Below are 24966 nucleotides of genomic sequence, written 5' to 3' on the forward strand. Positions count from 1 at the left end.
GGTGTGCTGCTGGTGGTCGCGGGGCTCGGTTCGGCCGGTGCGGCGACCACCCAGGGCGGCCGGGCGGCCGCGCTCGCAGCCTCGGGTGCGGCGACGTCGCTGATCATCGCGGTGGCGCTGCTCGGCCCGTGGACCGCCCGGATCTCGATGCGGGTGCTCGGCGCACCGGCCCGGCGGGTGGGCGGGGTCTCCGGATTCCTGGCCGCCCGGTCCGCCGCCGCGCACCACCGCAGGCTGGGCGCGGCACTGACCCCGATCGTGCTGGTCGTCGCGTTCGTATGTGTCCAGCTGGCCGGGGGAACGACGCTGGAGCGGGCCGCCGGCCGGCAGGCCTCGGACGCCCTGCGGGCGGACCTGGTGGTGACCGGCCCCGCCGCCGGTATCCCCTCGGACGCGGCCGAGGCCGTGCGTGGCGCATCGGGGGTGTCCGCCGCGACGGGCGTGCTGCGCTCGGCCGTCGTCCTGGCCCACCGCGAGGCCGGCGATCCAGCACTGGACCGCCTCCCGGTGCTGGGCGTCACGGCGGACCGGCTGTCCGGCACTCTCGACCCCCGGGTGACGGCGGGCGATCTCACCGCGCTCACCGGCCGGGGCACGGTCGCGGTCGGCGAGGACCGGGCCGACGACCTCGGCGCCGGTGTCGGCGACACGGTGCGGCTGCGCCTCGGGGACGGCGCGCAGGTACGGCTCCGGGTGGTGGCGGTCTACGAACGCTCCCTGGGGCTGGGCGAGTTCATGCTGCCCCGCGAGGCACTGGCGGCGCATGTCTCGGCCCCGCTCGACCGGGAGATCCTGGTCCGCTCGGCGGACGGCGACGCCGCTTCGGCCGTACGGCGGGCTCTCGCGCCGTACGAAGGGGTGCGGGTCCGTGCCGCGACGGCCGACGACGTCACCATCAGCCCCTCGTCCTCGGACCAGGACGACGCCCTGATCGTCATCGGCGTCGGCGTGATCGGCGGCTTCGCGCTGCTGGCGGTGGTCAGCACACTGGCCCTGATCACGGTCGGCCGGCGCCCCGAGTTCCGTCTGCTGCGGCTGGTCGGCGCGGGACGCGGTCAACTGCTGCGGATGCGGGTGCTGGAGACGGGCCTGGTGACGGTGGCGGGCCTGACCATCGGCTCGGTGGTCGCGGCGATCCCCCTGCTGGCGTTCGCGTTGACCGAGGCCGGCTCGCTGCCGTACCTGCCGCCGGTCCGGTACGCGGTGCTGGCCCTGGCCGTGACAGCGGCCACTGCGGCGGGAACGCTCCTCCCGGGGACACGGGGCGAACGCGGCCCCAGGACGGGCTGAGCCGGCCCGCCGGGCGCACAGCCGGATGGCCGGGCCCGGACATCCGGCTGTGCGCCTACCGCGCTGCGAGGGTCTTGAGCCAGTCCTCGACGGCGATGACGTCACCCCACCGCGGGAACAGCCTTTCGGTGAGGACCCGGTGCAGCTCGGGATCGTCGTCGAGGCAGGCGTCCACCAGGACGGTGAGGCCGAGGTCCAGGTCGAAGGCGCTGCTCAGGGTGGCCAGCACCACACCGCTCGTGGCGATGCCGGTGACGACGAGGCTGTCGATGCCGCGGGCCCTGAGCACCAGGTCGAAGTCGCTGCCGGAGAACGCGCTCCCGCGCCTCTTGGTGACCACGGCGTCGCCCGGCCGGGGCGCGACGTCGGGATGGATTCCGGTGCCGGGCGCGCCCTCGGTGAACAGGCCGTCCCGCACGGCGCTCGTGATCACCCTGTTGTACGGGCCGACTTCCGGATCGCCCGGCGGCAGCGCGATGGTCACGTAGATCACGGGGATGTCCGCCGCTCGGGCACCCTCGATCGCCGTGCCCAGGCGCGACAGGTATCCCGGGCCGGCATCGGTGATGTCCACGATGTCCCGCTGGACGTCCATCACAAGAAGCGCGCTCTTGGGCATGTCGGCTGTCCTCTCGTCACCGGGTGGGCAGGAGCGAGTCTGGCCGACGGGCCGGGCCCCACGATGCCGTTTCCGGAGATCGACGAGAACCGGCCGGGGCCTCAGCCCGCCGCGCCCCCGAGACCGACGCCTCGCGCCGCCCCGGCCAGCGCGTCAAGCACCGGTGCGATCAGCGGATGGGCCTCCGCTCCACGGCGTACCGCCGCGAACACCCGGCGCGTCGGGGCGCTGCCGTGCACCGGGCGGACCACCACGTCCGTCAGGGCCATTCCGCGCAGTGCCGATCTCGGGACGAGGGCCACTCCGGCGTCCGCGCCGGCCAGGGCGACCACCGCGTGGAAGTCGTCCGACGAGTGTTCGAGGCTGGGCTCGAAGCCCGCGTACTCGCAGGCCAGGACCACCACGTCATGGCAGGGGTTGCCCGGGTAGGGGCCGATCCAGCGGTCCTTCGCCAGCTCGGCGACCGCCACCTGTTCCTGGTCCGCCAGCCGGTGCCCGACCGGGAGCACCGCGTCGAACGGCTCCGAGTACAGCGGCACCCGGGTGAGCCGGCGGTCGTCCTCCCCCGGTGCGCCCCGGTACTCGACGGCGACCGCCACATCGACCTGACGGTCCAGCACCATCGGGACGCTGGCGTCACCCTCCGCGTCCTGGACGCGTACCCGGATGCCGGGTGCGGACGCCCCGAGGGCGGCGATGGCGGGGGCGAGGACCAGTCCGATACCGGTGGCGAACGCGGCGACCGTGACCGTCCCGGCGTCGCCGGCGCTGTAGGCGGCGAGCTCGGCCTCCGCCCGTTCCAGCTGGGCCAGCACCGCGTTGGTGTGGGTCAGCAGGATCTCCCCGGCGGCCGTGAGCCTTGCTCCCCGGGCGTTGCGCTCGACCAGCCGGTGTCCGGTCTCCTGCTCCAGCGCGGCCAGCTGCTGGGACACGGCGGACGGCGTCAGATACAGCGCGGCGGCCGCGGCCGTCACCGTACGGTGGTCCGCCACCGCACGCAGGATCCGCAGCCGCCGTGCATCGATCATGTGCCCTATTGTCCCAGGTCGCGGAGGCGTCCGGGACGCCCTCCACGCAGGGGCTACTCGCCCAGGGCCGCCCGCGCGTCGACGAACGCGTCGACCGCGCGGTTCACGTCCGCCGTGGAGTGCGCGGCGGACAGCTGGACGCGGATACGGGCCGCGCCCTGCGGGACGACCGGGTAGGAGAACCCGATCACGTACACACCGCGCTCCAGGAGCAGCTCCGCCATCCGGCCTGCCTTCGCCGCGTCCCCGATCATCACGGGGGCGATGGCGTGGTCGCCGGGCAGGACGTCGAAGCCTTCCTCGGTCATCCGGGTGCGGAAGAGCGCGGTGTTGGCGTTGAGCTGCTCGCGCAGATCACCGGCGGACTCCAGCAGGTCGATGACCTTCAGCGAGGCCGCCGCGATGACCGGGGCGAGCGAGTTGGAGAAGAGGTACGGGCGCGAGCGCTGGCGCAGCAGCGCGACGATCTCGGCGCGGGCGGCCACGTAACCGCCGGAGGCGCCGCCGAGCGCCTTGCCGAGCGTGCCCGTGATGATGTCCACGCGGTCCATCACGTCGTGCAGCTCGGGGGTGCCGCGCCCGCCGGGGCCGACGAAGCCGACGGCGTGCGAGTCGTCGACCATCACCATGGCGTCGTAGCGCTCGGCGAGGTCGCAGATCTCGCGCAGCGGCGCGACGTACCCGTCCATGGAGAAGACGCCGTCGGTGACGACGAGGCGGCGCCTGGCACCGGAGGCCTCCTTGAGCTGCTGCTCCAGGTCGGCCATGTCGCGGTTGGCGTAGCGGAAGCGCTTGGCCTTGCACAGGCGGATGCCGTCGATGATCGAGGCGTGGTTGAGGGCGTCGGAGATGACCGCGTCCTCCGGGCCGAGGACGGTCTCGAAGACACCGCCGTTGGCGTCGAAGCAGGAGGAGTAGAGGATCGTGTCCTCCTGGCCAAGGAACGAGGAGAGCCGCTGCTCCAGCTCCTTGTGGACCTCCTGGGTGCCGCAGATGAAGCGGACCGAGGCCATGCCGTAGCCCCAGCGGTCCAGCGCCTCGTGCGCGGCGGCGATGACGTCGGGGTGGTCGGCGAGGCCCAGGTAGTTGTTGGCGCAGAAGTTGAGCACCTCGCCGGGGCGGCCACCTGAGGTGACGGCGACGGTCGCGGACTGCGGGGTGCCGATCACGCGCTCGGGCTTGTGCAGTCCGGCGGCCTCGATCTCTTCGAGGGTGGTGCGCAGATCGTCGCGTACGGAGTCGAACATGCGGGATTCCTTAAGAGGTGTGAGGGTCAGACGGTCCAGTCGAGGATGACCTTGCCGCCGCGTCCGCTCGCCGCGTCGTCGAAGGCCGCCTCGAAGTCGCGGTAGCCGTACCGGCCGGTGATCACGGGGGCGAGGTCGAGGCCGCCCTCCAGCAGCACGGACATGGCGTACCAGGTCTCGTACATCTCGCGGCCGTAGATGCCCTTGACCGTGATCATCGAGGTGACGATCCGGGACCAGTCGACGGCGAAGTCCTCGGACGGCAGTCCGAGCATCGCGATGCGGCCGCCGTGCGTCATGTTCGCGATCATGTCGCGCATGGCCTCGGGCCGGCCGGACATCTCCAGGCCGATGTCGAAGCCCTCGCGCAGTCCCAGCTCCCGCTGGCCGTCCGCGATGGTCTGCTCCCCGACGTTGAGCGCGAGGCTGACGCCGACCTTGCGGGCCAGCTCGAGACGGGCCTCACTGACGTCGGTGATCATGACGTGACGGGCTCCGGCGTGCTTGGCGACGGCCGCGGCCATGATGCCGATCGGGCCGGCGCCGGTGATCAGTACGTCCTCGCCGACCAGCGGGAACGACAGCGCGGTGTGCACGGCGTTGCCGAACGGGTCGAAGATCGCGGCGATGTCCAGGTCGACGGGGACCCGGTGCACCCACACGTTGGACGCGGGCAGTGCGACGTACTCGGCGAACGCCCCGTCGCGGCCGACGCCGAGTCCCAGCGTGGAGCGGCAGAGGTGGCGGCGCCCGGCCAGACAGTTGCGGCACTTGCCGCAGACCAGGTGTCCCTCGCCGCTGACCAGGTCGCCGACGGCGATGTCCACGACGTCGGAGCCGATCGCGGCGACCTCGCCGACGAACTCGTGGCCGAGGACGAGCGGCGTGGTGACGGCCTGCTGCGCCCAGCCGTCGTAGTTGCGGATGTGCAGGTCGGTACCGCAGATGCCGGTACGGAGCACCTTGATGAGGACGTCCGAGGGACCGGTCTCCGGCTCGGGAACGTCCATCAGCCAGAGTCCCGGCTCGGCCTTCTGCTTCACGAGTGCCTTCACGGCTGCGGCTCCCTGTACCTGGTACGGCGTTGATCCCCCCGGGCCGGGGGCATGCCTGACGAAGCCTGCGGCCCGGGGAAGAATGAGAGGGGACGGCGTGGCAGCGCGTTACGACCGGCTGCCGCGCACCATCCTCCGCCGTCACGGAGAAATCTGCCGTACCGCGCGCCCCAGGTCCATCGAGGTTTTCTTAAGCGCCGCCGCAGATCCGCTTCACGCCCCGGCGCGTGGGCGGCGGCGAACACCCCACCCCGGCGCCGGGCCCTGGTCCACCCGCGCGCACCGTCTACTCCGTCCGGGGGGCGGATCACCGAAGGGCCTGGCTGGGCCCGCAGAGGCAAGACAGGGGAGAAGAACCATGGCAGCTGAGCACGGACCGGCTCTCCGGGACGTCGTGACCACGCTGGCGCAGGTGGTGGCCGGGCACGAGGGGCGGCCCTCGGACGGGGCGTGGTGGCAGGACGGCCACACGCGGTGGGAGCTCTACCGTCGCGCGGCCGGGCTCCCGAACGCGAGGGAACCGCTGCTGGCGGCTGTGGCGGCGGAGTCCGACCTGCCGCTGGCCTCGGCCGTCGTGGTGATGATGCTGGACAAGGTGCCGGCCGGGGAACGGGACAGCTGGGTGACGGCTCTGGACCCCGGGATCCGGGATTTCTCCCGGACGCGGGAGAAGGAGCTCTCGGTGCTCGACGCACTGACCGCCGAGGAGCCGACGGGTTCTCCGAGCGCCCAGGAGATCGCGGCGTGGTCGGACTGGCTGCAGCTGCGGGTGGTCGCGGGTACGCGCGACCGCGCGCTTCTGGAACTGCTCGCCGGCTGCGGCCGGACGAAGCGGATCCGCCGGGAGGCACGGCAGGGCGCCGACCGGCTGCGCCGCCAGGACAGCCCCTGAGGGCCGGCCCGGACCTCAGACTCCGGAGCGGTCCGGCGGGTTCCCCAGGAACTCCCTGATGTGAGCGGCGAGCTTCGCCGGCTGGTCCTCCGGGATCAGGGTGTAGCTGTCCGCGATCTCCACCAGCTCGCCCCTGGGCAGCAGCCCCGCCAGCCGCCGGCCGTGTTCCGGCGGCATGACCTTGTCCTCGGCCGCCCAGGCGACGAGCGCCGGCCGGTCGAAGGTGCGCAACGCCTCCGCCCATCGCAGGAGTTCGGCCTTGGGCGGCACGCCGAGGACGTACTTCCTCAGGTCGCGGCGGATCTCCTTCGAGGTCCACAGCGGCCGGAACCAGCCGTCCATCACCTCGTCCGGCACCGGCCTCCTGGTCATCCGGCCCCATGTCATCGGCAGCCTCCGCGCCGGCTTCAGCCTGAGCAGCGTGAAGGCCACGTTCAGGCCGCCCGGCATTCTGGCGGAGGCGCGCAGGTTGTTGCCGGGCAGGCCGGGCGGGAAGTTGTCGAAGGCCTCGCAGGAGGTGATGACGAGCTTCCCGATCCGCTGGTCCCGGCCGTCCGCGACCAGGGCCAGGGCTCCGCCCCAGTCGTTCATCGCCAGGGTCACATCGGTCAAGTCGAGCGCTTCCAGGAATTCCGCGACCAGCCGTGCGACACCGAGGACCGACAGATCCGCGTCGGGCCGCATCGGACGGCGGTGGGCACCGAGCGGCAGGGTCGGGACGATGCACCGGTGGCCGTCGCGCAGGTCCGCGACGACATGGCGCCAGAGGGAGCCGTCCATGGCCACGCCGTGCAGCAGGACCACGACCGGCCCGTCGCCGCCGGTGTCCTCGTACTCCACGACGCCTGCGGAAAGCTCCAACTCGGCCATCTGGCACACCTCTCACTGGACGGCTGCGCACAGCAGGACACTCGCCTGCCCGGCCACCGTACCCATGATGGAACTCGAACCGGCCGAACGGCGAAGAGCAGATGAACCACCCGAACAAGCCCACGCATGCGAGTCGTTCGGATGAACGAAAGGAGCCCCGATGGCCGTCGGACCCGAGGGCGTCCGCCCCCGTGAAGGGGAGCGCGAAGACAGTGACGCCCACGTGATCGCACGGTCCCGGGATGAGCCCGAGCTGTTCGCCGCACTCTTCGACCGGTACGCCGCCGCCGTGCACCGTTACGCGGCCCGGCGGCTCGGCCCCGAGGCGGCGGAGGATCTGATGGCGGAGACGTTCACGACCGCCTTCCAGCGACGCCATACGTACGACCTCACGCGTGCCGACGCCCGACCGTGGCTGTTCGGCATCGCGACCAACCTCGTGAGCCGTCACCGAAGAGCCGAGGCACGCCGTTTCAAGGCGCTCGCCAGGGTTCCCGGACCGGTGGAGCACGAGGAACCGGTCGCGGACCGTGCGGTCGCCAGAGCCGGCGCTACAGGGGTGCGCCGGGACCTGGCGGCCGCACTGGCCGGGCTGTCCGCCCGGCATCGCGATGTCGTGCTCCTGGTGGCCTGGGCCGACCTCGACTACGAGGAGGCGGCGACCGCCCTCGGAGTGCCCGTCGGCACCGTCAGATCACGGCTGCACCGGGCTCGCAGCAAACTGCGCGAAGCACTGGGCGGATCCGATCCGACAGCTTTCCGAGAGGCAGACGCCCATGCGTGACATCGACGAACTGCGCGAACTGCGCGACTACGACGCGGGGGCTCCCCCGCTCGACGACAGGACCAGGCAACGGGCACGGGCCCGGCTGTTCGCCGCGATGACCGCACCGGACCGGCCGGCTCCGGCCCCGCGCAGCCGCCGCCCCGTCCTGCGGATCGTCCTGACGGGCGCGGTCGCGGCCGCGGTCGCCGCCGGTGTCCTGGTCGCCGTGCAGGAGGGCGACGGCAAGGGGCTGTCGGCGACACCGCCGGATACCAGCTCCCCCGCCTTGCGGAACGTGAGCGTGCGGACCGTGCTCAACGGTGCGGCGGCCTACGAACGGAAGCACGAGCAGGCGGTCAGCCCCCGCGGCGACCAGTTCATCTACACCAAGGAGATCATCAAGGAGACGGAACAGAAGACCGGTGCCACCAAGAGCTACGTCGACGAGAACTGGCGCTCGGTGGACGACTCCCAGCGTTCCTGGGTCATGGAGATCGGGCACGGCTGGTGGGCACCGCCCGTCGGCAAGAACGAGAGTATCTGGCCGCCGCAGGACTGGGGCACGCTGAAGAAGCTCCCGACCGACCCCGAGAAACTGATCCTCTCGCTCCTGCACAAGACCGGGCCCGATGACAGGAACGACTCACTCGCCGAGATCAGCGACCAGGAGTGGTGGGAGATCCACTTCGGTCTCACCGGGCTGCTCAAGCTGGTCCCGGTCATGCCGGAGGGGCTGCGCCCGGCGGCGTACGAGGCGCTCGGCATGGTCCCCGGAGTGAAGGCGGTGCCGAACCAGAAGGATGCCAAGGGCCGGACCGGCGTGGCCATCACGTACGACGATCCGACCGTGCCGGACGGCGGCGCGGGCTTCGGCGGCTACTTCATCTTCGACCCGGAGACGTACCGGTTCCTCGGCTTCCGCGACGAGCGCACCTCGGGCGACGGCGCTAAGAAGAAGACGTACACCCAGCTCTCCTACCTCGACAGCTGGGCCGTCGTCGACAAGGCCAAGCAGCAGCCGTAGCCGCGGCTCGGAAGGGGCGGTCCGGACAGCGCACAGCAGCCTGGCCGTCTCTTCTCAGACGGATTCGTAGGGCCCCAGAAAGCGGGCCCGCCCCTTTTCGGCCCGGTAGAGGTAAATCCCGGCTTCGTACCGCACCTGGTGGGTGTCGTAGAACGACAGCCGCCGGGTGATGCCCCGGTAGTCGGTGCGCAGGATCCGCTGGGCCACGCCGCCGCGCACGGCGTCCGTCGCACTGGTGGAGCGGCCCGCCCGGGCGACGATGCCCACCGCGTCGTACGCCTCCGCGGCCCAGGTGGCGGGCGCCGAGCCGAACTTCGTGCGGTACGCGGCGGTGAAGCCCTTCGCGGAGGGCAGCTCCGCCGGGTCGCAGTACGCCTCCGCGAACACCCAGCCCTCGGCGGCCTTTCCCGCATCCCGGAGGAAGGCGGGTGCGAGGACCGGGCCGATGGACAGGCCCGTCCCGGTGAATCCGGCGGCCGCCAGGGCGGTGGCACAGCGTGCGCCACGGACGGCCGACGACCCGGCGTAGACGACGGCCCCGGCCCCGGCGGCGACCGCGGCGCGGGCGACCGGGGCGAAACCTGCGCCCGCCTCGACCGGGTGCACGCTGACCTCGGTGTCCTTGATCGCGACGTCCCGGATGACGTTGGTGATCGCCCAGCCGCTCCGGGAATCCTCGCGGTCCTCGATGACGAACACCCGCGCGACCCGCTTGACGCGGGACAGGTAGTGGACGAGCCCGCCGGTGAGGGCGCTGTCGAACGGCCGCAGCACGCACAGGGACTTGGAGGTGGACCAATCGGCGGTGGTGGACCGGGCCGCGACGACGACCTGGGCGAGGCCGGCCTTCTCGTACCGGCTCACGATCTCCTCGGCCGCGACGTCCGCGGTGGGGCCGATGACGGCGAGCACCCGGGGGTCGGTGATCAGCCGGTCGGCGACCTGGCGGGCGCGGGCGGCGTCGCCCCCGTCGTCCTCGGTCCGCAGCGCGAGCCGGAAGGCCTTGTCCGTACGGGAGTTGTGGTCCTCGACCGCGAGCCGGGCGCCTCGTTCATGGGCGAGTCCGACGGATCTGCCGGGGCCCGTCAGATCCGCGTGCAGGCCGATCCGATAGGTGGGGAGCGCGGGCGGGGTGGTGCCGCCCGCGCTGTTGCGCCGTCCCGCCACCCAGGCCGCGGTGCCGCCGCCGGTGAGGAGGACGGCCCCGGCGGCGCCCGCGGTGAGGATGCGGCGGCGGGACGGGCGCGGCGGTCCGGGGTTCTGGACGGCCGTGGGCGGTTCGGGGTCGGGGAGGGAGAGCGCGGCAGCGGAGCGTTCGGCGACCGCGGTGGCCAGCCCCGGCACCTCCCATCCGGCGCCGCCCGACGCCAGCCGCTGCGCGACCTCCCCCGCCGCCGGCCGGTCTGCCGGGTCTTTGGCCAGGCAGGCGGTGACGAGGGGCAGCAGTCCGGGCGGGACCGCGTCCAGCTCCGGCTCCTCGTGCACGGTACGGAAGAGCAGACCGGCCGGTGTGCCCCGGCCGAACGGGCGCCGCCCGGTCGCCGCGTACACGAGGACACAGCCGAGCGAGAACACGTCGCAGGCCGGTCCGACCGGTCCCGCCGAGGCCTGCTCGGGCGCCAGGAAGCCGGGCGTGCCGATCACCGCGTCGGTCGCGGTGAGCGCGGTGGCGCCCTCGTGGCGGGCGATGCCGAAGTCGATGAGCCGGGGGCCGTCGAGGGCGAGGAGCACGTTGCCGGGCTTGACGTCACGGTGCAGGAGTCCCGCTTCGTGCACCGCGACGAGCGCCTCGGCGAGGCGGGCGCCGAGGGCCCGGACCGTGGGCAACGGCAGGGGGCCGTGTTCCTCGACGGCCTCACCCAGCGAGGGGCCGGGCACGAACGCGGTGGCCAGCCAGGGTTCATGGGCTTCGGTATCGGCTCCGGTCACCGGGACGACCCACGGCCCGGTGATCCGGGCCGCGGCCTCGGCCTCGCGCCGGAAGCGCGCGCGGAATCCGGGATCGGCGGCGTGCTCGGCGCGGATCACCTTCACCGCGGCGAGTGCCCCGCCCGCCGAACGGGCGAGGTAGACCACGCCCATCCCGCCCGCGCCGAGCCGGGCCAGGGGGCGGTACTCGCCGATGGTGCGCGGGTCGTCCGAGGTCAGCGGACGCATGACCGGTCAGGTCTCGCTCTTCGGCGCGGCGCCGAGGTAGACGTATCGCCCGTTCCGCACGCCGTAGAGGTAGGCGTCGTCGCCCTTGAGCCGGTGGTCCTCGTCGAAGGTGTACGTCCTGCCGGTTCCCTTGTACGAGGACGCGGCGATCCTCTTCACGAGCGCGGTACGCGTCGGGCGCTTCGGTGTCCCGGCCGGCGCCTTGGCGAGAGCGGTGACGGCCTCGATCACGAGTCCGGCCGCGTCGTATGCCTCGGCGGCCCAGTGCGCGGGCGCGGCGTCGTACGCGGCGCGGTGGGCCGCGGCGAATTCCTTGGCCGCGGGTGTCGCCGGGTCGGCGTAGGGCGCGGTGAACTCCCAGCCTTCGGCGGCCTGTCCGGCGTCCTCGATGAAGCGTGCGCCCATGGCCGTGTGCATGGCCATCCGGGGCCCCTTGAAGCCGGTGGCCGCGAGCGCGCGTGCGGTGCGGGCGGCCCCGGCCGCGTCACCGGCGTAGAAGAAGGCGTCGCTGGCGTGGTCGAGCATGTCCGTGACCACGGGTGCCAGGTCCTTCGTGTCGGCCGGGACCACCCGCGGATAGGTGGTTCCGGTGGTGATCTGGCCGGTCACCAGATTGGTCAGGTAGCCGGTCTGGTAGGCGGGCATCCCGCCGACGCGGTCGAGCAGCACCCCGAGCCGTTCGACATCGGGCCGCAGCACCAGCCGTCTGATGATCGGCTGAGCCAGTACGGCGTCCGCGGGTGCCGCCTGGAAGAAGGACTTCCTGGACCGGGCCGCGTAGGTGAGCAGGAGCGAGGACACGGTGATGACCGGCAGCATCGCCTCGTCGTACGCGCCGAGTACCGCCTCCGTGGTGGCGTCACCGGTCGGGCCGACGACGGCGAGCACGTCGCGGTCGCGGGCGAATTGGTCGGCGGCCTTCTTCGCGCGGGTGGTGTCGCCCCCGTCGTCGATGGCCTTGACGGTCAGTGTGAAGGGTCTTTCCTTACGGCTGTTGAACTGTTTGACGGCCAGCCGGACCCCGCGCTCCTGAGCCTGTCCTGCGGCCTTCTGCGGACCCGACAGGTCCGCCTGTACGCCGATGGTCCAGGCCCGTTCGCCGGATGTGGCGTCGGAGCCGTCCGTGTCGTCGGCCAGCCGTTCCCGGACGGCGAAACCGGCGCCCGCGGCCACCACTACTCCGGCGCCTGCGAGCAGCAGAACCTTGCGCCGGCCGGGAGCGGTGGCGGGCGGCGCCGCCCCTTCCCCGGCGGCCGTGGGCTCGATGTCGGGCAGATCGAGCATGGCGGCGGACCGGTCGGCGATCAGCGACACGACGGTTCCGGGCAGCCAGTCGATGGAGCCGCTCGGGGCGTCCTCGGCGATCTGTGCGTCGAGGACGGCGGCGGTGGGCCGGGCGTCGGGCTCCTTGGCCAGCAAGGAGGTGAGCAGCGCCCGGAGTTCCTCGTCGTCGACCCCGTCGAGATCGGGTTCGTCGTGGACGGTCCGGTAGAGCAGTGCCTCGACGGCTCCGCTGCCGAACGGCGGCCGCCCGGTCGCGGCGTACGCCAGGAGGCAGCCGAGCGAGAAGACGTCGCTCGCGGGCCCGGCCGCCGTGCCGCCCCCGGAGGCCTGTTCCGGCGAGAGGAAGCCGGGGGTCCCCACGACGAGGTCGGTGGCGGTGAGCGCCGTGGCGTCCGCGGCCCGTGCGATGCCGAAGTCGATCAGGCGCGGCCCTTCGACCGTGAGCAGGACGTTGGCCGGCTTGACGTCCCGGTGCACAAGTCCGGCCGTGTGCACGGCCGTCAGCGCGCGGGCGAGCAGCCGGCCGAGCACCCGGACGCTGCGCGCCGGCAGCGGTCCGCACCGGGCGACGGCCTCGGAGAGTGCGGGCCCGGGGACGAACGCCGTGGCCAGCCAGGGGCGTTCGCCCTCCGTCCCGGCGCCGGTGACCGGGACCGCCCACGGGCTGTCCACCCGGCGGGCGGCCTCGACCTCGCGGCGGAAGCGGGCCCGGAAGTCGCCGTCCTCGGCGTACTCCGGCAGGATCACCTTGATCGCGGCCAGTGCTCCGGCGTCCGTGCGGCCGAGGTAGACGACGCCCATGCCGCCCGCGCCGAGCCGCCCGAGCAGCCGGTGTCCGCCGATCCGTGCGGGGTCCGTGGGACGCAGTTGTTCCATCACGCTCTCCGCTCTCTCAGCTCTGCTTCTCGACGGCGGCCTCGAGCCGAAGCAGCATGGTGGAATGGGCCTGGCTGGTCAGGGTGTCGATGTCCTGCTCGCTCCAGCCCTTGGCCCCCTTGCCGGTCACGGCCACGGTGAACTGGAGGCTCTGCGCCTGGTACCAGGAGTACGGGTACGGGCCGCCGCCGAGCTCGGCGTTCTGGTACTTCCCGGTCTCGAACAGCACGTCCTCGGCGCTGCTCTGGGTGGCCTCCCCCTCGGCCAGCGAGGACGCGATCATCGATCCGATCATCTCGCCCTGCCGCAGTTGCTGTGTGGGGCAGCGCATCGTCTCCTCCACCGATTCGGCCATCTCCCACCGGGCGTCGTCGCGGGTGCGGTGCACGGTGACGACGGCGGAGAGCCGCATCGGCCCCTTGGCGCCCGCCGCGGGCACCTCGTAGGAGCGGCTGAGGGTGGCGAGCACACTGGCCGCCGGCTTCTTCTGCTGCCAGACGCAGTCGGCGCCGAGGACGGGCCAGGTGGCCGGATCGCTCTCGTACGGGCTGCGCTTGACCACGCCCGGCCCGAAGGTGGCGGGGTCCGCGATGACCCGTCCGATGAGGTCGAGCGCTTCCTTGCGGGACGCGGGCAGCCTGGCCGGGTCCGCGTCGATGCCACCGGTGTCCCCGGGCCCCGGCCCGGCCTCCGCACTGGCGCTGCCGGCCGCGGAGGCGCTCTTCCCCGCTCCGCCCGGACTTCCACCGCTGCCGGAGCATGCCACCAGCATCAGTGGAGCCAGCGCCAGCGCTCCGTATCTGCGCATCGCCCTTGCACACACCACGATCGGCCACCCCGTCTCCCCGAAGACCGCCACGATCCTATGATCGCGGGCCGTGCGGGGGCGGAGGATTCCAAAACTATTGCGTCATCACGATGTTGGGCCGGCTGCCACTCATCCGATGATTGACATGAACAGGTCTTGACCACTGGCACCACGCTCCTTAATGTGAGCGGGCATCAGACGTCTGCTGTCCGTTTTCAGAAAGTGGAGTTGTTCCATGACCGGAAGACGAACCCTGCTTCTCTCAGCCCTGTCGCTACCACTCGCAACCCTTCTGACCGCGGCCCCCACCACAGCAGCCCAGGCTGCCGCACCGGCCGCCGCTCAGTCCTTCTACGTCGACTGCGGCGCCGCCTCAGCGGGCGACGGAACCCAGGCCACCCCCTGGAACGCACTGGCTCCGGTGAACTCCCACACCTTCCAGCCGGGCGACTCGATCCTCCTCAAGCGCGGCTCCACCTGTACCGGCCAGACGCTCTCCCCCAAGGGGTCGGGCGCCGCAGGAGCGCCGGTCGTGGTCGACGCGTACGGCACGGGCGCCAAGCCCGCGCTCGTCGGCGCCGGACAGGTCACCGATGTCGTACGGCTGGCCGACCAGCAGTACTGGGAGGTCCGCAACCTGGACATCTCCAACAAGGGTGCCGCCGCGGCGACACGACGCGGCGTCCACATCACCAGGACCGACTCGGGTACCGGCACCTACTACCGGCTCACCGGTCTCGACGTCCACGACGTCAACGGGGACCAGGCCAGGAAGGACGACGACGCCAGCGCCGGGATCTTCTTCGAGGTCCTGGGGAACACGACGCCCACGAAGTTCGACGACGTCGCGATCACGGGCAGCACGGTGCGCGCCGTCGACCGCTACGGGATCCACTTCTGGACCCGGTGGATGCAGCGCCCCGAGCTCGCCAACGCCAACTGCGGTACGGCCTGCGGGGCGTGGACGCCGCAGACGAAGGTCGTCATCCGCGGGAACACCGTCACCGACATCGGCGGCGACGCGATCGACACGCATCACACCGAGGGTGCACTCGTCGAGTACAACAGGGTCGACGGGTTCCGTGAGCGCGAGCCCGCGCACTGCGCGGCCGGCATCTGGGGGTGGAACACCCAGGACGCGCTGTACCAGTTCAACGAGGTGAGCGGCGGCAAGAGCACCTGCGACGGGCAGGGACTCGACCTCGACGAGGGCAACATCCACACCATCTACCAGTACAACTACAGCCACGACAACGAGGGGGGCTTCATCCTCCTGTGCAACGGAGGCGGATCGACGACCACCGACAACATCGTCCGGTACAACATCAGCCAGAACGACGGCGGCCAGCTCTTCGACATGGTCTGCGCCAAGACGACCAACACGCAGATCTACAACAACACCTTCTACCTCTCGAAGCCGGTCGAGGTCATCAGCAACTCGAACGGTTCGACAGCGGAGAACGCCACGTTCACCAACAACATCTTCCATGTGGCGACGGACGGGGCGAGCTACGTCAACGCCGCCGGCCTCGGGTACGACTCGAACGTCTTCTACGGCACCCACCCGGCCGGTGAGCCTGCCGACGCCAACAAGGTGACGACGGACCCGAAGCTGACGGCCCCCGGCACGGCCACCTCACGCACGGATGCCGACGGCTACCGGCTGCAGGCGGGCTCCTCCGCCCTCGCCAACGGCGCGGTCGTGCCGAACGCGGGCGCAGGTGACTACTTCGGCGGCCCGGTCACGGCCGGCTGCGTGCCCGACCGGGGCGCCCACCAGTCGTCCACGACGTGCGTCGAGCCGACGGCACCGACGGCCGGGATCAACCGGATCTCCGCCGGTAACCAGGCGATCGACGTACCGGCGCAATCCACGGCCCAGGGCGCCCAGCTGGTCGGCTGGACCTGGAACGGCGGCGACAACCAGAAGTGGGACGTCACGGCCAACACAGACGGGACGTACACCCTGAAGAGCGTGAAGAGCGGCCTGTGCGCCGAGGTGTACCAGAACTCCAAGGCGGCAGGGGCCGCCATCGACCAGTGGGCGTGCAGCGGCGACGCGAACCAGCGCTGGACCGCCACTGCCACCACCGGGGGCTACAAGCTGACGAGCAAGTCCAGCGGACTGCTGCTCACCGCGGGCTCCACCACGGACGGGGCGCTGCTCACCCAGCAGGCGGCCGCACCCACCGCCGTCCAGACCTGGGCCTTCACCAAGCTGTCCTGACCCGACCACTGCAGACCGAACGGGGCCGGGTGCCGAAAAGGCACCCGGCCCCGTTCGCGTGGGCCGTCACCCCGCTCAGTCGCGAGGCCAGGGACGCCCGTCGAGCCGTTCGATGTCGCGGTTGAGCCGGGCGAGGTTGTCCGCGAGCTGAGCCGCCTCTTGCGGAGTCCACTCGGCCAGTACGCGTTGCAGACCCTCCCGGTTCTCGGTCCGGTCCTTGTCCAGCCGGTGCTCGCCCTCGGTCGTGATGGCGAACTTCCGGGCGATCCCGCCGTCCGGGTCCGGGATGCGCTCGACGACTCCGACACGGAGCATCGCGGCGGTCTGCCGGTTCAGCGTGGAGGTGTCGAGGCCGAAGGCCTCGTGCAGCTGACCGATGGACATCGGGCCCTGGGACCGGATGCGGCTGAGGAGGATGTAGGCGCTCCGGTCGAGCCGCCCGCCACCTCGCGAGGTCAGCAGACTCATATGCCGGCCGAGCAGCATCGTCTCGAACTCGATCCGGTCCACAGGCATGTCCACGCGAGGCTTCCTTCGACTGCCGGGCTCGCCTCCTCCGCAGGGCGGGCGAGCTCTTTCTGTACATATATACCATGAATATGCACAGTGCATTCTCTGTGCATCCTGCATATTTAGTGTACCGTGCATATTGACCGCATGGTGCACCCTGCCATGGCCCGGCAGAGTGACAGGAGTACCCGTGACCACAATCCAGCCCACAGCCCGCACCGGCGGCGTTGTCGGCATCCTCGCCCTCGCGGGCATCGTCGCCGCGATCACACAGACCCTGGTGGTGCCGCTGATCGCGGAACTCCCGAAGCTGCTCGACACCTCCGCGTCGAACGCGTCCTGGGTCATCACCGCGACACTGCTCGCTGCTGCCGTGGCCACCCCCGTCGCCGGGCGCCTCGGCGACATGTTCGGCAAGCGCCGCATGCTGGTCGCCTCCCTGCTCCCACTGATCGCCGGCTCGGTGGTCTGCGCCCTGTCCTCCTCCGTCGTCCCGATGATCGCCGGGCGCGGTCTGCAGGGCCTCGGCATGGGCGTGGTACCCCTGGGCATCAGCCTGATGCGCGACGTGGTGCCGGCCGAGAAGCTCGGCTCGTCCATCGCGATCATGAGCGCGTCCATGGGTGTGGGCGGCGCCCTCGGCCTCCCCTTCGCCGCCGCCATCGCGGAGAACTCCAACTGGCGGGTGCTGTTCTGGGTCGTCGCCGTCATGTCCGTGGCCATCGGCATCCTGATCCGGTTCTTCGTCCCCGCGGACAAGGAGTCCGGCTCCTCCAAGGGCTTCGACGTGCTCGGGGCCATCGGTCTCGGCATCGCACTGATCTGTCTGCTGCTCGGCGTCTCCAAGGGCGCCGACTGGGGCTGGGGCAGCGGCACCACGCTCGGCCTGCTCGCCGCCGCGGTCGTCGTCCTGCTGGCCTGGGGCCGGTGGGAGCTGCGCATCAGTGACCCGCTGGTCGACCTGCGGGTCACCGCCCGCCCCCAGATCCTCATGACGAACCTCGCCTCGATCCTGGTCGGGTTCGCGATGTACGCCCAGTCCCTGGTCGTGCCCCAGCTCCTCCAACTGCCCGAGTCAACCGGATACGGCCTGGGCCAGTCGATGCTCGCCATGGGCCTGTGGATGGCCCCCGGGGGCCTGATGATGATGATCATGTCGCCGTTCAGCGCCAAGCTCTCCGCCGCCAAGGGCCCCAAGGTCACCCTCGCCATCGGCGCGCTGATCATCGCCCTGGGCTATGGCCTCGCCGTGCCGATGATCGGCTCCGGTTCCGCCTGGAGCCTGCTCGCGGTGACCCTCGTCTGCAGCACCGGCGTCGGCTTCGCCTACGGCGCCATGCCCGCCCTCATCATGGGGGCCGTACCGCAGTCCGAGACCGCCTCCGCCAACAGCTTCAACACCCTGATGCGCTCGATCGGCAGCTCGCTCTCCGCCGCCGTCATCGGTGTGGTGATGGCGCAGATGACCACGGACCTCGGCGGCTTCGCACTGCCTTCGGAGGGCGGCTTCCGCGCTGCCATGCTGATCGGCTGCGGCGTCGGCCTCGCCGCCGCGGTCCTCGCCGTGTTCATTCCCGTACGGAAATCGGCGAAGCCGGACCCGCTCGCCGCGGAGCCCGAGGCCATCGGCACCAAGGTCTGACATGGCCGAAAAGGTTTGAGCGGCGCCCCACCACCCGAAAAGGTTGTCCTGTCCCTCCCAGGAACAGGACAACCTGCTTTTGCCTCGAAGTGCTCGCCGCCCCCGCCGTAGACTCGCCGGATGGCGAAGTATTTCGATGTACATCCCGAAAACCCCCAGCGGCGCACCATCACCACCGTGGCCGAAAGCATCCGCTCCGGATCGCTCGTCGCGTATCCGACGGACTCCTGCTACGCCCTCGGGTGTCAGCTCGGCAGCCGCGACGGCATCTCCCGCATCCGCGCGATCCGCAGCCTCGACGACCGTCACCACTTCACGCTCATGTGCCAGAACTTCGCCCAGCTGGGCCAGTTCGCACAGATCGACAACGACGTGTTCCGTGCGATCAAGGCCGCGACGCCCGGCCAGTACACCTTCATCCTTCCGGCGACGAAGGAGGTGCCGCGGCAGATGCTGCACCAGAAGAAGAAGACCGTCGGCGTCCGCATCCCGGACCACGTCGTCACGCAGGCCCTGCTGGCCGAAATCGGCGAGCCGCTGCTCTCCAGCACCCTGCTCCTGCCCGACGAGGAGGAGCCGATGACCCAGGGCTGGGAGATCAAGGAACGGCTCGACCACGAAGTGGACGCCGTCCTCGACTCAGGTGACTGCGGTACGGAGCTCACCACCGTCATCGACTTCTCCAGCGGCGAGCCGGAGATCGTACGACGCGGAGCCGGCGACCCCTCCCGCTTCGAGTAGAAACCCGGCGCACGGGCCGGGTCCGCGATCCCGGCCCGCCGTCCTCGACGCCTGACATCGGCCGCGGGCCGCTCAGTACAGCAGGTCCAGCTCCGCGCGGACCGTCTTCCCCGGCCGCCCCGGCGGTACGCGCTCCAGCACCGCCCACCGGTCCGCCAACGCCTCGACCAGCACCAGCCCGTGCCCGCTGTCCGACCCGGGCGGCGGCGTCACGACCTCCCCGGGGCCCGGCGGCCGGCATTCGCCCCGGGTGTCGGTGACCTCGATACGCAGCGTGCCGATCATCTCCGGGCCGCCGGAGGCCAGGGCGAGCAGCAGCTCGAAGTCCCTTCCCGGCACGCGTCCGTGGGTCGCCGCGTTGGCCGCCAGCTCGGCCACCAGCAGCGCGGCGGTCTCGGACACGTCCGTGCGGTACGGGACGCCCCAGGCGTGCAGTTGGTGAACGGCCAGCCTGCGGGCGAGGCGCGCACCCCGGGGCGTCGAGCTGAACCGCTGCACGAACAGCTTCTCGGTGCGCGGCCGGTGCGGGGTGACGGGTGCTTCCATGCGCCCCAGCGTCGCCCCGCCGGACAGCCCGCACCAGCTCCACCACTCGTACGCTGGGTCAGCGTACGAGTACGGAGAGTGGACGGTATGCGTAACGATGCGTGACCATGGGCGAGTTGCGGACTGGGGACTGCGTACGAAAGGTGGCCGCACATGACCGACGAACCCGACTGCTCGGACAGCCTCAAGGCGTTCGGGGAGGTGGTCAAGGTCCTGCGCAGACGGGCCGGACTCACCCAGGAGGAGTTCGCCCCGCTGGTGCGGTACTCGGTGACGATGGTGGCGTCGATCGAGCAGGGGCGACGGTTTCCACCGCCCCCGTTCGTGGACCGCGCCGAGGACGTCCTGGACGGGAGAGGGGTGGTGCGCGCGGCGGCCAAGCATCTGTCGCGGCGGCCGGGACTGGCGAGCTGGTTCCGGCAGTGGGCGCAGCTGGAGCGGGAGGCGATCACCCTGTACACGTACGAATGCCGGTTGATCCCGGGGCTGTTGCAGACGGAGGCGTACGCGAGGACGCTGTTCGCCGAGCAGTTGCCGCCCCTGGGCGATGAGCAGATCGAGGCACAGTTGGCAGCCCGGCTCGAACGGCAGGAGTTGTTGAGGCACCGGCCCAACACCGCGTACAGCTTCATCCTGGAGGAACACCTGCTGCTGCGCAGGACCGGAGGGCGGGCCGTCACCGCCGAACTGATCGAGCATCTGCTGGAGCTCGCCTCGCTCCGGAACATCGAGCTTCAAATCATGCCGGTGATGCGGGAGCGGCATGCGGGGCTCGGCGGGCCGATGCAGCTACTGGAGACCCCGGAGAACCGGTGGTTCGGCTACTGCGAAGGGCAGGAGAGCGGCCAGTTCATCACTGATCCCAAAGTCGTCAGCACGCTCCAAATGCGGTATGCCAGGATGCGATCGCAGGCTCTCTCACTGGAGGACTCCGTGAGCCTGCTGCGGCAGATGCGAGGAGCGTTATGAGCACGACGGAACTGACCTGGTTCAAGAGCAGCTACAGCGGCGGATCCGGTGACGACTGCGTCGAAGTCGCCCTGTCCTGGCACAAGTCCACCTACAGCAGCGGCTCCGGCGACTCCTGCGTAGAGGTCGCCGCCTGCCCCACCGCCGTCCACATCCGCGACTCCAAGGTCGAAGAGGGGCCCCAACTCGCCCTCTCCCCCACCACCTGGACGCACTTCGTCGCATACGCCGTCCAGGGCTGAGCGCACGCCTGCGCGCCTGGCCCCATCCGGTCTCTCCGCAGCGCCGCCGCCGGCGGGTATCGCCGGCGGCGGCTCAAGGGGTGGCTCTGTGCGTGTGGGTCAGTGGAAGCTCAGGGAGGCGGTGCCGGGTTCGGCAGAGATCGAGTCCGGACAGAGGAAGCTGCCGGAGCTCTTTGACGCGGTGAACGCCTGGTTCACGTAGGCGCGGGTGGAGCCGTCGCGGGTCCATCCCACGTTCGTCGCCTTGTAGCTGCAGGAGACGATGCTCTGGTTCACCGTGATGTCGATGAGGTCGGACGTCGCCGTGCCCGCAGCGTCGTCGAAGGTGGCCGTCGGGTCGTTGTTGAGGGTGGCGCTCGCGCCGCCGCTACAGCTCAGGCTGTCGTTGACGGTGGAATGGTCGATGGTCAGGCCGGCGGGCGGGTCCGCGCTGGTGGTCGCGTCGGCCCAGGTGCAGGTGCTGCCTGCGGCCGTGATGGAGCCGTCGACCCGCTGCGAGGCCGTGGGGCCCAGCGCGCTTGCCGCGGTGGACGCGCCGGCGGTGACCGCGACGGCCAGGGCGGTGACGCACAAGATTCTTGGTGTGAGCCTCATGTCACTCCTTCTTGCCACGCACTTGTGGGGGGGTGGGTACAGCCCCGTCCGCGTCCGTGGCGCTGGGGATGACGCGGCTCCGGGCATGTCACGGACGGTCCCACAGAAGGCGGAACATTGTCAGGTGCGCGTCAAAGACTGGCCGGATGGCGCCCCCTTTTTGACGAGGCGTCGGCAAGGACGCGACAGCCTCCGCCGGCCCCCGTAAGGAAGGCCTCATTTCGTACGCCCCCTGTGCGCCCGGGGTTCGCGCCGGAGCCGCCCGATCCGCCGGCACCGGGATCACTTTCCGTACGCAAGGACGGAGTTGCCCGCTCCGCTCGGGGCAACGGTGCCCCCGTCCTTGATAGCGTCGCCCCCGCGACTGCGGAACACTCCCCGCCGGGGTCGTCGCTCTGCCGGGCCGGCACTGCCACCACGGGACGGCGGGTGCGTGGCACGGGGACGGTCATGGCAGGGACGAAGAGAGCCGACGCATGAGCCTCGCGCAGTTGCATTACACCTCCGCAACGGACGCGGGCGGGTCCACGGCCGGTGAGGAAGAGCCTGCACGGGGCAGTTTCAGCACAGTCGACGCGGCGATACCCGCGTCCGTACTCGTGGAGGCCGGGCCGCTGCTGGCGTACGAGCCGCCGGCCGGCACCCCGCGGCAGGTCTCCGACAGCGCACTGCGCGCGCTGCCCGAGGTGTTCAGTTTCAGCGTGCTGTCCGACGGCAGTCATCTGCTGGCCCGGACCGTGCCGGTCCGCCCCGCGCAACCGTCCGCCATCGGCTTCCACGCGCACGCGGTCCATCTCCCCGCCGGCGCCCGGCTGCCGGGCGGGATGCTCCCGATCACCGCCTGCCGGACGGCCCGCTGGGCGGCCACGACACCGGAGCGGACGCAGGCCGACCCCGTCACCGCGCTGTCCGCCGTCGCGAGCCACGCCGGTGAGCGCGAGGGGCTCAACGACTTCGCCGTCTCCCGTGGCCCGTGGCTCGCGGGCGTCCTGGCCGATCTGCGGCTGCTGAGCGAGACGGACGGGCCGGCCAAGGTGGTACTCGTCGAGCGGCAGAGCGCGGACGTGGCCCGGTGGATCGCGCTGGCCGCGGCCGTCCTGCCCCCTTCGAGCGCCGAGCGGCTGACCTTCACCACCTACACCCGCCACCCGCGAAACGCCCCGCAGTCGATCGTCGGGGTGCTGCCGCAGGACGCGCACGAACTGTCCGGCGCCGGACTCCGGGTGCACACCTGCACCGGTCCGCGCCCGGAGGAAGCGGTGGACGACGCCTGGGCCCAGGCCGCGGCCCGGATCTGGCGCAGCCGGTCCCCCGAGCTCTTCCGGGAGGCGGCCGAGCTGCCCGGGGAGCCGTTCGCCGCCGGGCCGCCGGCCGTGACGGCCCTGTGCGCGGGGATCGCGCTGGGTCCCGGGGAGCGGGCCGCCGCCGCGGGCTGGGCGGCCGAGCGGCCCTACGCGCTGGACGCCAAGCGGACCCGGCAGCTGGTCGACGCCCTGACCGCGCCGGGGGTCGACGACCGCACCGGGCCCGAATTCGATGCCGCGGGACGGCTGTTCGCCGCGCTCGACGGCCGCTCCCCCGCGACGACCACGGCCCCGCTGGCCGCGATGCTGGTGACGGAGGCGGTGCGCGGCGGGAACGGCTCCGTGGAGCTGCCAGGACGCACGGCCTTCAGCGGTCCGGAGGGCGCGGCCGTGGCCGCCCGGCTCGGCCCGGAGATCCTGACCGAGCTGAACGGCGCGGGCACCGGGCTCGACGTGGCCCGGACGGTGCAGCTGCTCCGCGTGGCCCGGCTGCTCGGCGTGGACTGCTCGGAGCTGCTGCCCGGCGTCGTACGGCGGCTGGCACCCGCCCTGCTCGCGGACCCGGCGGACGCACCCGGCTGGGCGCCCGCGCTGCTGGAGCTGATGGACGAGCAGTTCGACGTCCGTACGGCGCTGCTCGGTGCGCTGGACCGGATCGCGCCGCAGGACCCCGCCGGGGCGGAGCGGCTGCTGGGCCGGGTGCCGCTGCCGTTCACCGGCACCCAGCTGCTGCCCCACCTGCGGATGTGCGCGGAGGCGCCCGGGACGAAGGCGGCCTGTGGCACCGACCGGGTGGGCTCGGTGCACCGGGTGCTCAGAGCGGCCGGGATGTCGCCGTTCGCGGAGCCGCTGGTGCTGCGGACGGCCGTGGGCCTGGTGTGGGAGGAGGGTGCTCCGACGGTGGCCGAGGCCAGGCTGCTGCTGGAGACCGCGACGTCCGACGCGCACCGGACGGCCGGCACCTGGTCGCACCTCGTGGCCGCGGCGCTGAAGGCGCCCGCGGATGACGAGGGGGCGCCCGAGCTCGCCCATGACCTGTTGCAGGGCTTTCCGCAGGAGATCGGGGGCCGGACTCGGGGGGCGCTGCTGCTCCTCGACTTCGCCCGCGAGCTCCGGTCGGGGGCGGCGGCGCCGGACTGGGCGGAGCGGGTCCGCGCGCTGCGGCCGGACGCCGAGCCGGTGGAGCCGGAGGTGCTCGGCCATGCGTTCGGCGCCCTGGCCACGCGCCTGCTCGCCCCGGACGGCCCCGAGGCGGAGCTGTACGCGCTCGTGCACAGCGGCGACACGGATCTCATCGCCGCGTACGACCGGGCCGCGCGCGGCGCCGACGTCCGGGCCCGGCTGGAGGCCGAGCCCCGCTACGCGGCCGGCTGCTTCACCGTGTGGACGGCCCATCCGCACGCGGGGACCGACTGGAGCAGGACCGCCGCCGCCCTGCTGGAGGAGGTCCTGCGCCCCGTGGTGCGCGCGCTGTCCGCGGACGGGGTGGCGGCCGTGGAAGAAGCCGTCGGCCGTTCGGGCAGCAGCGGCCGGGCCGAGGCCTTCCGCGACTGGAACCGCCGCGGCCAGGGCACCCTGGGCCGGCTGGGCCGGCGGATCGCGGGCCGGGTGCGCCGGAGCTGACGTGCGCAGGCCGCACGGTGCGGCCATGTGTCATGGGGGCACCGCCCCGCCCGGTACCGTAGGGGTATCGATCTCGTGGGCCTCCTGGCGGGCTGCGTGAAACCCCAGGAGGAACGCAAATGACGACGAACCGCGGCCGCAAGGACGTGATCCGGGACCGGATGGCCGCCACCGGTGAGTCGTACAACGTGGCCGCCCGCAATCTCAAGGCGATGAAGGACATGGGCGCCACCCGCGAGGCCGTCCTCACCCAGCGCTGGCGCCCGGCCGATTCCCTCGACCTGCCGTGTCCGTGCGGTGGTACGTGCGAGCCCGGCGAGACCTGCGAGCGGTGTCACGCCCGGCACCGGCACGTGGCGCGGTATCCGGGCAGCGCCACGGACGTGGACACCTGGGTCGACCGCTACGAGTGCACCGGCTGCTCCGCCTCGTACACACTGATCGTCCAGCTGCCGGACCGGCCCTGGGGTGTGGCGGAGACGGTGATCCAGGGCGGTTCGGCCGAGGAGGTCGTGCGGGCCCGGGTCTTCCCCGGTGTGGTGCACCCGCTGCTGAAGCCGGAGACGCCGGAGGAGGACTGACGCGTCGCGTCACAGCACCACCCCGCGCCGGTGTCAGGGCGGGGGCGGGCGCCGCCCGGACCTCGCGGTGA

22 protein-coding genes are annotated in these 24966 nt (G+C 71.8%); 11 read left to right on the top strand and 11 right to left on the bottom strand.

Going from position 1 to position 24966, the window contains the following annotated elements; genetic code table 11:
- A partial coding sequence (locus ACFVW8_RS29670; RefSeq protein WP_389695338.1) for an ABC transporter permease occupies window positions 1–1290 on the top strand: 1290 nt, incomplete at its 5' end.
- A gap of 55 nt (window positions 1291–1345) precedes the next feature.
- Here ACFVW8_RS29670 and ACFVW8_RS29675 read toward each other — a convergent pair.
- The 4 genes from ACFVW8_RS29675 to tdh all read right to left on the bottom strand — a co-directional run bounded on the left by ACFVW8_RS29675 (window position 1346) and on the right by tdh (window position 5239).
- Window positions 1346–1909 carry a cysteine hydrolase family protein gene (locus ACFVW8_RS29675; RefSeq protein ID WP_389695340.1) on the bottom strand — a complete coding sequence of 188 codons (564 nt, stop codon included), beginning with the start codon at window positions 1907–1909 and terminating at the stop codon, window positions 1346–1348.
- 101 nt (window positions 1910–2010) lie between these two features.
- Window positions 2011–2937 (bottom strand): LysR family transcriptional regulator, encoded by a 927-nt coding sequence (locus tag ACFVW8_RS29680; protein WP_389695342.1) that lies wholly within the window; start codon window positions 2935–2937, stop codon window positions 2011–2013.
- 53 nt (window positions 2938–2990) lie between these two features.
- Entirely contained in the window at window positions 2991–4184 is a 1194-nt protein-coding gene (locus ACFVW8_RS29685) for a glycine C-acetyltransferase (RefSeq protein WP_389695344.1), read from the bottom strand.
- A 26-nt stretch (window positions 4185–4210) separates the two neighbouring features.
- Window positions 4211–5239 carry an L-threonine 3-dehydrogenase gene (gene tdh, locus ACFVW8_RS29690; RefSeq protein WP_389695346.1) on the bottom strand — a complete coding sequence of 343 codons (1029 nt, stop codon included), beginning with the start codon at window positions 5237–5239 and terminating at the stop codon, window positions 4211–4213.
- 358 nt (window positions 5240–5597) lie between these two features.
- On the opposite strand from tdh, the gene ACFVW8_RS29695 reads away from it, so the two are divergent.
- Window positions 5598–6131, top strand: a complete 534-nt coding sequence (locus ACFVW8_RS29695; RefSeq protein ID WP_389695348.1) for a hypothetical protein — start codon at window positions 5598–5600, stop codon at window positions 6129–6131.
- Between the two features lie 15 nt (window positions 6132–6146).
- Here ACFVW8_RS29695 and ACFVW8_RS29700 read toward each other — a convergent pair whose 3' ends face one another.
- Window positions 6147–7001 carry an alpha/beta fold hydrolase gene (locus tag ACFVW8_RS29700; RefSeq protein WP_389695350.1) on the bottom strand — a complete coding sequence of 285 codons (855 nt, stop codon included), beginning with the start codon at window positions 6999–7001 and terminating at the stop codon, window positions 6147–6149.
- Window positions 7002–7161: 160 nt separating this feature from the next.
- Between ACFVW8_RS29700 and ACFVW8_RS29705 the strand changes: the two genes are divergently transcribed.
- Together ACFVW8_RS29705 and ACFVW8_RS29710 are read left to right on the top strand one after the other, a co-directional pair.
- On the top strand, window positions 7162–7785 hold the full coding sequence (locus ACFVW8_RS29705; RefSeq protein WP_389695352.1) for an RNA polymerase sigma factor: 624 nt from the start codon (window positions 7162–7164) through the stop codon (window positions 7783–7785).
- Window positions 7778–8791: a CU044_5270 family protein gene (locus ACFVW8_RS29710; protein ID WP_389695354.1), complete on the top strand. Its 1014-nt coding sequence runs from the start codon at window positions 7778–7780 to the stop codon at window positions 8789–8791. The genes ACFVW8_RS29705 and ACFVW8_RS29710 overlap by 8 nt, the downstream gene beginning before the upstream one ends.
- Before the next feature lie 54 nt (window positions 8792–8845).
- On the opposite strand, the gene ACFVW8_RS29715 is transcribed toward ACFVW8_RS29710, so the two are convergent.
- From ACFVW8_RS29715 to ACFVW8_RS29725, 3 genes are read right to left on the bottom strand one after another with little or no spacing between them, the layout of a single operon-like run.
- On the bottom strand, window positions 8846–10948 hold the full coding sequence (locus ACFVW8_RS29715) for a bifunctional serine/threonine-protein kinase/ABC transporter substrate-binding protein (protein ID WP_389695356.1): 2103 nt from the start codon (window positions 10946–10948) through the stop codon (window positions 8846–8848).
- A gap of 6 nt (window positions 10949–10954) precedes the next feature.
- The gene (locus ACFVW8_RS29720) at window positions 10955–13108 is read right to left on the bottom strand and encodes a bifunctional serine/threonine-protein kinase/ABC transporter substrate-binding protein (protein WP_389695358.1); all 2154 of its coding nucleotides are present in this window, start codon (window positions 13106–13108) and stop codon (window positions 10955–10957) included.
- A 16-nt stretch (window positions 13109–13124) separates the two neighbouring features.
- Entirely contained in the window at window positions 13125–13880 is a 756-nt protein-coding gene (locus tag ACFVW8_RS29725; RefSeq protein ID WP_389695380.1) for a hypothetical protein, read from the bottom strand.
- Window positions 13881–14151: 271 nt separating this feature from the next.
- Between ACFVW8_RS29725 and ACFVW8_RS29730 the strand changes: the two genes are divergently transcribed.
- Window positions 14152–16143 (top strand): RICIN domain-containing protein, encoded by a 1992-nt coding sequence (locus tag ACFVW8_RS29730; protein WP_389695360.1) that lies wholly within the window; start codon window positions 14152–14154, stop codon window positions 16141–16143.
- A gap of 75 nt (window positions 16144–16218) precedes the next feature.
- Here ACFVW8_RS29730 and ACFVW8_RS29735 read toward each other — a convergent pair whose 3' ends face one another.
- On the bottom strand, window positions 16219–16665 hold the full coding sequence (locus ACFVW8_RS29735; protein ID WP_389695363.1) for a MarR family winged helix-turn-helix transcriptional regulator: 447 nt from the start codon (window positions 16663–16665) through the stop codon (window positions 16219–16221).
- A gap of 178 nt (window positions 16666–16843) precedes the next feature.
- Between ACFVW8_RS29735 and ACFVW8_RS29740 the strand changes: the two genes are divergently transcribed.
- Complete coding sequence (locus ACFVW8_RS29740) at window positions 16844–18295, top strand: MFS transporter (RefSeq protein WP_389695365.1); 1452 nt, start codon at window positions 16844–16846, stop codon at window positions 18293–18295.
- 120 nt (window positions 18296–18415) lie between these two features.
- Window positions 18416–19036 carry an L-threonylcarbamoyladenylate synthase gene (locus ACFVW8_RS29745; protein WP_389695367.1) on the top strand — a complete coding sequence of 207 codons (621 nt, stop codon included), beginning with the start codon at window positions 18416–18418 and terminating at the stop codon, window positions 19034–19036.
- A 72-nt stretch (window positions 19037–19108) separates the two neighbouring features.
- Here ACFVW8_RS29745 and ACFVW8_RS29750 read toward each other — a convergent pair whose 3' ends face one another.
- A complete protein-coding gene (locus tag ACFVW8_RS29750) occupies window positions 19109–19582 on the bottom strand; it encodes an ATP-binding protein (protein WP_389695369.1) in 474 nt (157 codons plus the stop codon).
- Between the two features lie 153 nt (window positions 19583–19735).
- Between ACFVW8_RS29750 and ACFVW8_RS29755 the strand changes: the two genes are divergently transcribed.
- Together ACFVW8_RS29755 and ACFVW8_RS29760 are read left to right on the top strand one after the other, a co-directional pair.
- Window positions 19736–20551: a Scr1 family TA system antitoxin-like transcriptional regulator gene (locus ACFVW8_RS29755; RefSeq protein WP_389695370.1), complete on the top strand. Its 816-nt coding sequence runs from the start codon at window positions 19736–19738 to the stop codon at window positions 20549–20551.
- On the top strand, window positions 20548–20793 hold the full coding sequence (locus tag ACFVW8_RS29760; RefSeq protein WP_389695372.1) for a DUF397 domain-containing protein: 246 nt from the start codon (window positions 20548–20550) through the stop codon (window positions 20791–20793). Before ACFVW8_RS29755 ends, ACFVW8_RS29760 begins: the two co-directional genes overlap by 4 nt.
- Before the next feature lie 99 nt (window positions 20794–20892).
- Here ACFVW8_RS29760 and ACFVW8_RS29765 read toward each other — a convergent pair whose 3' ends face one another.
- Window positions 20893–21387 carry a hypothetical protein gene (locus tag ACFVW8_RS29765; RefSeq protein ID WP_389695374.1) on the bottom strand — a complete coding sequence of 165 codons (495 nt, stop codon included), beginning with the start codon at window positions 21385–21387 and terminating at the stop codon, window positions 20893–20895.
- Window positions 21388–21863: 476 nt separating this feature from the next.
- On the opposite strand from ACFVW8_RS29765, the gene ACFVW8_RS29770 reads away from it, so the two are divergent.
- Both ACFVW8_RS29770 and ACFVW8_RS29775 read left to right on the top strand, forming a co-directional pair.
- Window positions 21864–24314, top strand: coding sequence for a GTPase-associated protein 1-related protein (locus ACFVW8_RS29770; RefSeq protein ID WP_389695376.1), 2451 nt, complete (start codon window positions 21864–21866; stop codon window positions 24312–24314).
- 119 nt (window positions 24315–24433) lie between these two features.
- Window positions 24434–24895 (top strand): hypothetical protein, encoded by a 462-nt coding sequence (locus tag ACFVW8_RS29775; RefSeq protein WP_389695378.1) that lies wholly within the window; start codon window positions 24434–24436, stop codon window positions 24893–24895.
- Window positions 24896–24966: the final 71 nt, after the last annotated feature.

It is taken from the genome of Streptomyces sp. NPDC058221 (assembly GCF_042882365.1).
GTDB lineage: Bacteria > Actinomycetota > Actinomycetes > Streptomycetales > Streptomycetaceae > Streptomyces.